Consider the following 6732-nt stretch of genomic DNA (forward strand, 5'->3'; position numbering starts at 1 on the left):
CGCGACCAAAACCAGATCACCGTCTACCACCACGACGGCCAACCCCTCGGCCACTTCCACCTCACCCCCGACCGGAACTACATCAGCCTCACCCGAGCAGCATGATCAACAACTCATGACACATCTATCGGGACTCCCCCTTGACACATGTCTCGGGACAGCACAGTTTCTCGCGAACGGGAACTGTCCAAGATCTCAGCGGTTTGTGGCGTCGGGTTGCCAGCCGGCGGCTAGGAGGGCGCGGCGGACGGTGTCGGCGACCTGTTCCGGGTGTGCCCGGACCAACCAGGCGGGGAACCGGAGGATCCGCTCCCCCGCGGTCCACACGTCGTTCTGCCGTCGCATGTCCGCCGTCCACTGGCGTACGTCCATGTGGTGCGCGCCGTCGATCTCCGCGTGCACCCCCCACTCCCGCCAGTACGCGTCCAACCAGCGCGTCCGGCCCGCCGCGTCGGTCCGCCGTTGTTGCAGGTCGGGCCGGGGCAGACCGGCCCGACGGCAGAGCCGGACGAAGTCGATCTCGCTCAACGCCTGAGCGCCACCGGCGATGTCGTCGATGGTCTGCCGGATCAACAGCCGTCGGGGTGCGCGAGGCAGCACGTCCAGCACGGCGGCCAGTTCCTCCGGCAGCACCCGCCGCTGCTGGCAGCCGGCGGCGAGCGTCTCCTGCGCCACCCGTGGCGAGGGTGCCCAGCTGGCGGCGTCGACAAGGGCCCGCGCGGTGGTCGTGCGGGGCGGACGACCAACCTGAAGATGCGCATCGGGCAGGACCGATGTCCGGTGCACCACCACTGCGGCCATGTCGATCGGCAACTGGCGCAGGATGGTTCGCCCGGCCCGACGGGACGCCGGCACGAGCACGTGCAGGGGCTCGGATCGCAGGCCGCGTACGCCCGCCTCGGTGGCTGCCGTGGCGCCCCCGAGCACCGCACCCGCTCCGGCGGCGAGCACCGCGACCCACAGCTGTTGATCCCGGGTCATCCGGCCGTTGCCGGTCAGCAGCAGCCCGCGACTTATCGCCCGCCACCGCCGGGAACGCACCAACCCGCGTACGGTGCCGTCGGTCAGTACGCTGCGGGCCTGCGCGCTGGTGAGCACGCCGGCCTGCTCGAAGGCCAGCCACTCCAGCGCCCCAGCCGTGTCATCAGGAACCATCCACCGACCGTGGCCGCCCACCGGCCCCAACACCACCAGATCTTGGACACTTCCCGTTACGCGCTAACGGATTCTGTCCAAGATTGACCAGATAGGACGGTGGGGCGTGGCGGGGTTACGGGTGTACGCGGAGGTGCGTGAGGAAGCTGCGCCACGCGGTGGGCGGGACGCCGACCGGAGGGTGCCTGGAGTGCCACACTTCCCGCTACCCGCGCCGCCCCACAGGCCGCCCCGCCCCACAGCGCGCACCGCCCCACACGGGCGCACCGCCAAGGGCCGGCAGGAGCGTCAGCTACTTGTAGAGCAGGCGGCCCATCCGGCGGGAGGCGATGAGCAGGCCGGCGGTCAGCACCGCGAGCAGGTAGAGCACGTCGAGCGTCCAGCTCCAGCCGCCGGTGTCGACGGTCAGCGCGCGGATCAGGTGCACCGCCCGGTAGAGCGGGGTCACCTCGACCAGCCAGCGCAGCACCGCCGGGTACGCCTCGGCGGGCACGAAGGTGCCGGAGAACAGGAACAGCACGAACTGCGCCGCGCTCATCAGGTCGAAATCCTGCCAGCTGCGCATGAAGGTGGAGATGGCCATGCCGAGCGCGCCGAACGCGAAGCCGACCAGCACCGCCGCCGGGAACGCGGCGAGCGCTCGGGCGGGAGTGGTCAGGTCCATCACCACCATCACCACGAGGAACGCGGCCGAGTACGCGCTGCCCCGCAGCATCGCCCAGGCCAGTTCGCCGAGGGCGATCTCGAACGGCTGCACCGGGGTGGCGATCACCCCGTCGTACAGCTTCATGTACTTCATCTTCCCGAAGAAGTTGAAGGTGGTCTCCGCCAGCGCGCCGGTCATCGCCGACGAGGCGAGCATGGCCGGGGCGACGAAGGCCGCGTACGAGACGACCGCGCCACCGGGCAGCGTCAGGTCGCCGATCAGCGCACCCACCCCGACGCCGATGGAGAGCAGGTAGAGCAGCGGCTCGACGAAGCCGGAGACGAGCAGCAGCCAGTAGACGGACCTCAGGGCGGCGACGTTCCGCTCGGTGACCGACGCGGACCGCCGCGACGCGGCCGAGACGTCGACCAGCCGGGGCAGCACCAGAGCGACCATGACCTCTCCTAGACGACGAGCCGGCGGGCGAAGACGCGGCGGGCGAGCAGCCATCCCCCGGCCGCCCAGGCGACCAGGTAACCCAGGTGGCCGGCGATCGACCAGTACGGGGCGACGCCGAGCACCGCCGCCCGGCACAGGTCCACGGCGTGCCAGAGCGGCGTGACGTACGCGAGCCAGCGCAGCGCCAGCGGCAGCGACTCGACCGGGAAGAACACCCCGGCGAACAGGGTCATCGGGATCACCGCGAAGCGGAACAGCATGGCGAGCCAACTGTCCGAGTCGACCGATGCCGCGTACGCGAAGGTGGGTGCGGCGACGGCCAGCGCGAGCAGCACCGCCACCGGCACCGCCAGCACCGCCCACGGCGAGCGCAACGCCCCCAGCAACCCGGTCACCAGAAGAAACGCGACGACGGAGGTCAGCACCCGGAACAGCACGAACGCCAGGTGGCCGGCGAGGATGTCAGCCACCCGCAGCGGCGACGAGCGCTGCCCGAAGTAGATCTTCTGCCACTGGAGGTTGCCGAACACCGGCCACGTCGACTCGCCGATCGCCACCTGCAACGCCGTCGACGCGAGCAGCCCGCCGACGATCCACTCCAGGTAAGTGACGCCGCCGACGCCCTGGTCGATGTACGCCCCGACGCCCACCCCGAACCCGAGCACGGTGAGCGTGGGCAGCAGGAAGGACGAGAAGGCACCGGCCCGCCAGGTGCGCCGGTAACCCACCAGGTGGTATTCGAGTACGGCGAGGGCCGGCACCCGCGGCAGGGCGGGTCGGTCCCGGGTCAGTTGTGCCGTCACGGCAGCCCCTTCCAGCAAGTCCTGGCTCAATCGACGAGGGTGCGGCCGGTGAGGTGCAGGAAGACGTCCTCCAGGCTGCTGCGTCGGACCAGCACGTTGGTCGGGTGCAGTCCGAGCGCGGCCACCTCGGCCACCGCCGCGTCACCGTCGGGCACGTAGACCAGGACCCGGTCGGGCAGTACCTCGACGCGTTCCCCCAGCGCGTCCAGCTTGCCGGCGAACGCCTCCTGCGACTCGGCGGCGAACCGCAGCTCGACCACTTCCCGGGTGGCATGCTGCTCGATGAGCGCGCGCGGCGACCCCTCGGCGACGATCCGGCCGCCGTCCATCACCACCAACCGGTCACAGAGCTGCTCGGCCTCGTCCATGTAGTGCGTGGTGAGCACCAGCGTGACGCCCTGCTGCTTGAGCCGGAACAACCGTTCCCAGACCAGGTGCCGGGCCTGCGGGTCGAGACCGGTGGTCGGCTCGTCGAGGAGCACGATGTCCGGCTCGTTGACCAGCGCGCGGGCGATGGTGAGCCGGCGCTTCATGCCACCGGAGAGCGGCTCGACCTTGCTGTCCGCCCGGTCGCCGAGCTGCACGAAATCCAGCAGCTCGGCGGCCCGTGCCCGGGCCACCCGGCGGGGAATGCCGAAGTAGCGGGCGTACGTCGTGAGGTTTTCCCGGACGGTCAGCTCCGGGTCGAGGTTGTCGAGCTGTGGACAGACGCCGAGCCGAGCCCGGATGGCTGGCCCGTCCCGCACCGGATCCATGCCCAGGATGCGCAGCTGCCCGCCGCTGGGCGGCGAGGTGCAGCCGACCATCCGCATGGTGGACGACTTGCCGGCGCCGTTGGGCCCCAGGAAGCCGAACGCCTCACCGGCGCTGACCTCCACGTCGATGCCGTCGACGGCAGTGAAGTCGCCGAACCGCTTCACCAGCCCCCGTGCCTGAATCAATGGTCGCCCCGTGGTCACCCCCGGACCCTAAACACCCGGCCCGACACTTCCCACCGCATTAACGCGCCGATCATGGAGTTGTGGCACCGAACAATCCGGACATTCGCCAGATTTCCGGTGCCATAAGTGCATGATCGCGGGGACAGGGGACTGTCAGAGGTCGGCGGGGGTGGTGGCGGTGCGGGCGGCGGCGACGAGGCGGTCGGTTTCGGCGAGGACGTCGGGGGCGTCGGTGGGGGTACCGGGGTCGTAGTGGACCATCCAGGTCAGACCGTCACTGCCGGGCACCCGGCGACCGACGACCCGGCCGGATCCGCCGGGCAGGGCGTGGTGCTGGGTGTACGCGACGGAGCGGGTGACCCGGGTGCGTACCTGATGCGGCAGGTCACCCGGATCGAGCAGCAGGTACCGCTCGGCCGGCAGCTCGGCGACCACCAGGTAGCCGTCCCGCTCGGCGACCCGCTCGCCCGGGGTCACGGTCAGCTCGCGGCCCGACCAGACGGCCTTGACGACGTCGTGCCAGCCGATCCGGTGGCCCCGGCCGGGCAGCCAGAGCCCGAGGTTGGTGGCGACCACCACCCCGTCGCCCTCCCCGTTGCCGGCGGCAGCCCAGGCCAGCACCCGTTCGTCGCGCTCCAGCGGTGGCCGGTCGGCCGGTGGCAGCTTCGGCCGGCGGCGGAACAGTGGCATCCCTACAACCCTCCCGCCGCCTGCTCGCGCAGGGCACGGGCGTGCTGCTCCAACGAGAGCAGCTCACCGAAGGCGGCGAAGTACTCGTCCTTGTTGTTGACCGGATTGATCCGCTGGATCCGGGACTTCAGCTCCCGGATGCGTGCGGTGACCGACCCCCACTGCAACCGGGCCATGGTGATCGAGACGTAGCGCAGGTCCGGTTCGCCGTCGATCCGCAGCGGTTCCACGGCCAGCTCACCGACCAGGGCCTGGGCGGCGAGATCCTCGCAGGCGTCGCGTACCGCTTCGATCCACACCGCGCCGCCGGCTGCCGACGCGACTCCGCCGGCCGCGGCGACCGCCGCCCGGACGGCCACGTGCACCGGATGCCGGTAGTCGGTCGCCTCGACCGCGTCGAACATCGGACCGGCCAGCACCGGCTCCTGGAGGGCCAGCTTCAGCGCCTCCCGCTCGACCATCGACTGCGGGCTGTCCACACTCGGTTCGGTTCGGGCGGTACGCGCGGCCGGTTCGTCCCCCGGTCGTCCCGAGGCGGCGGTCAGCACCGCCCGCTGCACCGGTTCGATCTCCATCCCGAGGTCACCGGCGAGCTTGCGGACGTACTCCGGACGCTTCTCCCGGTCCTTGAGCTTCGCCACCAGGGGCGCGGCCCGCCGCATCGCCTCGACCCGACCGTCGACGGTGTCCAGGTCGTACCGGCTGATCACGTGGCGCAGCGCGAAGTCGACAAGCGGCTCGCGGCGGGCGACCAGGTCGCGTACGGCCAGGTCGCCCTTTGCCAGCCGCAGCTCGCACGGGTCCATGTTGTCGGGGCTGACCGCGATGAAGGTACGCCCGACGAAGCGCTGGTCGTCGTCGAAGGCGCGCAGCGCGGCCTTCTGGCCGGCCGCGTCCCCGTCGAAGGTGAAGATGATCTCGCCAGCCACGGCGTCGGTGTCCAGCAGCAGCCGGCGCAGTACGCCGATGTGGTCGGCGCCGAACGCGGTGCCGCAGGTTGCCACGGCGGTCGGTACGCCGGCCAGGTGGCAGGCCATCACGTCGGTGTAGCCCTCGACCACCACCACCCGGCCCTGCTTGGCGATCTCCCGTTTGGCCTGGTCGATGCCGTAGAGCACGTGGGACTTCTTGTAGATCGGCGTCTCGGGGGTGTTCAGGTACTTCGGGCCGTCGTCGTCGGCGAAGAGTTTGCGCGCGCCGAAGCCGATCACGTCGCCGGTCAGGTCCCGGATCGGCCAGAGCAGCCGGCGGCGGAACCGGTCGATCAGAGAGCCGGAGCGGGCCGGGCGGGACAGCCCGGCGGTGACCAGTTCGTCGTGGCTGAAGCCACGCTGACGCAGGTGCTTGGTGAGCAGGTCCCAGCCGTCCGGGGCGAACCCGCAGCCGTACCGCTGCGCGGCGGCCCGGTCGAAGCCGCGCTCGGCCAGGAACTCACGGGCGGGACGCGCGCCGGCCGTGACCAACTGCGCGGTGTAGAACTCGACGGCGGCGGCGTGCGCGGCCACCAGCCGCTGTTTCTGGCCCTGCTGCGGACGGTTCGGTCGGGGCGCGGACCGGTCGTCCTCCAGGTAGCGCAGTTGCAGACCGGCGCGGGCGGCGAGCCGCTCCACCGCCTCCACGAAGCTGAGGTGCTCGGCGTCCATCAGGAACTTGATCGCGTCGCCGCCGGCACCGCAGCCGAAGCAGTACCAGACGTTGCGGGCGGGCGAGACGTTGAACGACGGGCTCTTCTCGTCGTGGAAGGGGCAGAGCCCCTTGAGGTTGCCGCCACCGGCCGACTTGAGCGTCACGGTGTCGGAGATGATCTCGGCGATGGACGTACGCTCGCGGACCAGCGCGATGTCCTCGTCCCGGATCCGCCCCGCCATACCCGCCACCTCCTCGACCTACATCCTGCCCTGCCCGACCGCGGCGCGCGGAAGGGCCCCTTGGTGACGTCTCCGACACTGGATGCGCCCTTCCCGACACCATCGACGCGGGGCGCGAACACCGACGCCGCCTGCCCGGTCTGCGGCTCGACGCCGGTCGCCGGTGGTGG

At 71.0% G+C, this 6732-nt stretch carries 6 protein-coding genes; all 6 read right to left on the minus strand.

What is annotated here, in order from left to right:
- Positions 1-195: 195 nt before the first annotated feature.
- Positions 196-1155 (minus strand): hypothetical protein, encoded by a 960-nt coding sequence (locus KBX50_RS32385; protein ID WP_210941646.1) that lies wholly within the window; start codon positions 1153-1155, stop codon positions 196-198.
- A 292-nt stretch (positions 1156-1447) separates the two neighbouring features.
- Entirely contained in the window at positions 1448-2257 is an 810-nt protein-coding gene (locus KBX50_RS32390) for an ABC transporter permease (RefSeq protein WP_210941647.1), read from the minus strand.
- Positions 2258-2265: 8 nt separating this feature from the next.
- Positions 2266-3063: an ABC transporter permease gene (locus KBX50_RS32395; protein WP_210941651.1), complete on the minus strand. Its 798-nt coding sequence runs from the start codon at positions 3061-3063 to the stop codon at positions 2266-2268.
- A 26-nt stretch (positions 3064-3089) separates the two neighbouring features.
- The gene (locus KBX50_RS32400) at positions 3090-4022 is read right to left on the minus strand and encodes an ABC transporter ATP-binding protein (RefSeq protein WP_210941648.1); all 933 of its coding nucleotides are present in this window, start codon (positions 4020-4022) and stop codon (positions 3090-3092) included.
- A 135-nt stretch (positions 4023-4157) separates the two neighbouring features.
- Positions 4158-4694, minus strand: coding sequence for a hypothetical protein (locus tag KBX50_RS32405; RefSeq protein WP_210941649.1), 537 nt, complete (start codon positions 4692-4694; stop codon positions 4158-4160).
- A gap of 2 nt (positions 4695-4696) precedes the next feature.
- Positions 4697-6562 (minus strand): DNA primase, encoded by a 1866-nt coding sequence (gene dnaG / locus KBX50_RS32410; protein WP_210941650.1) that lies wholly within the window; start codon positions 6560-6562, stop codon positions 4697-4699.
- Positions 6563-6732 lie beyond the last annotated feature (170 nt).

The sequence above is a fragment of the Micromonospora sp. C51 genome (assembly GCF_018070435.1).
Lineage (GTDB): Bacteria > Actinomycetota > Actinomycetes > Mycobacteriales > Micromonosporaceae > Micromonospora > Micromonospora sediminimaris.

What these genes read in the sequence shown, in the direction of transcription:
- KBX50_RS32390 (WP_210941647.1), bottom strand. Translation starts at nt 2,257, where the DNA reads ATGGTCGCTCTGGTGCTGCCCCGGCTGGTCGACGTCTCGGCCGCGTCG.
- KBX50_RS32405 (WP_210941649.1), bottom strand. Translation starts at nt 4,694, where the DNA reads ATGCCACTGTTCCGCCGCCGGCCGAAGCTGCCACCGGCCGACCGGCCA.
- KBX50_RS32385 (WP_210941646.1), bottom strand. Translation starts at nt 1,155, where the DNA reads ATGGTTCCTGATGACACGGCTGGGGCGCTGGAGTGGCTGGCCTTCGAG.
- dnaG (WP_210941650.1), bottom strand. Translation starts at nt 6,562, where the DNA reads ATGGCGGGGCGGATCCGGGACGAGGACATCGCGCTGGTCCGCGAGCGT.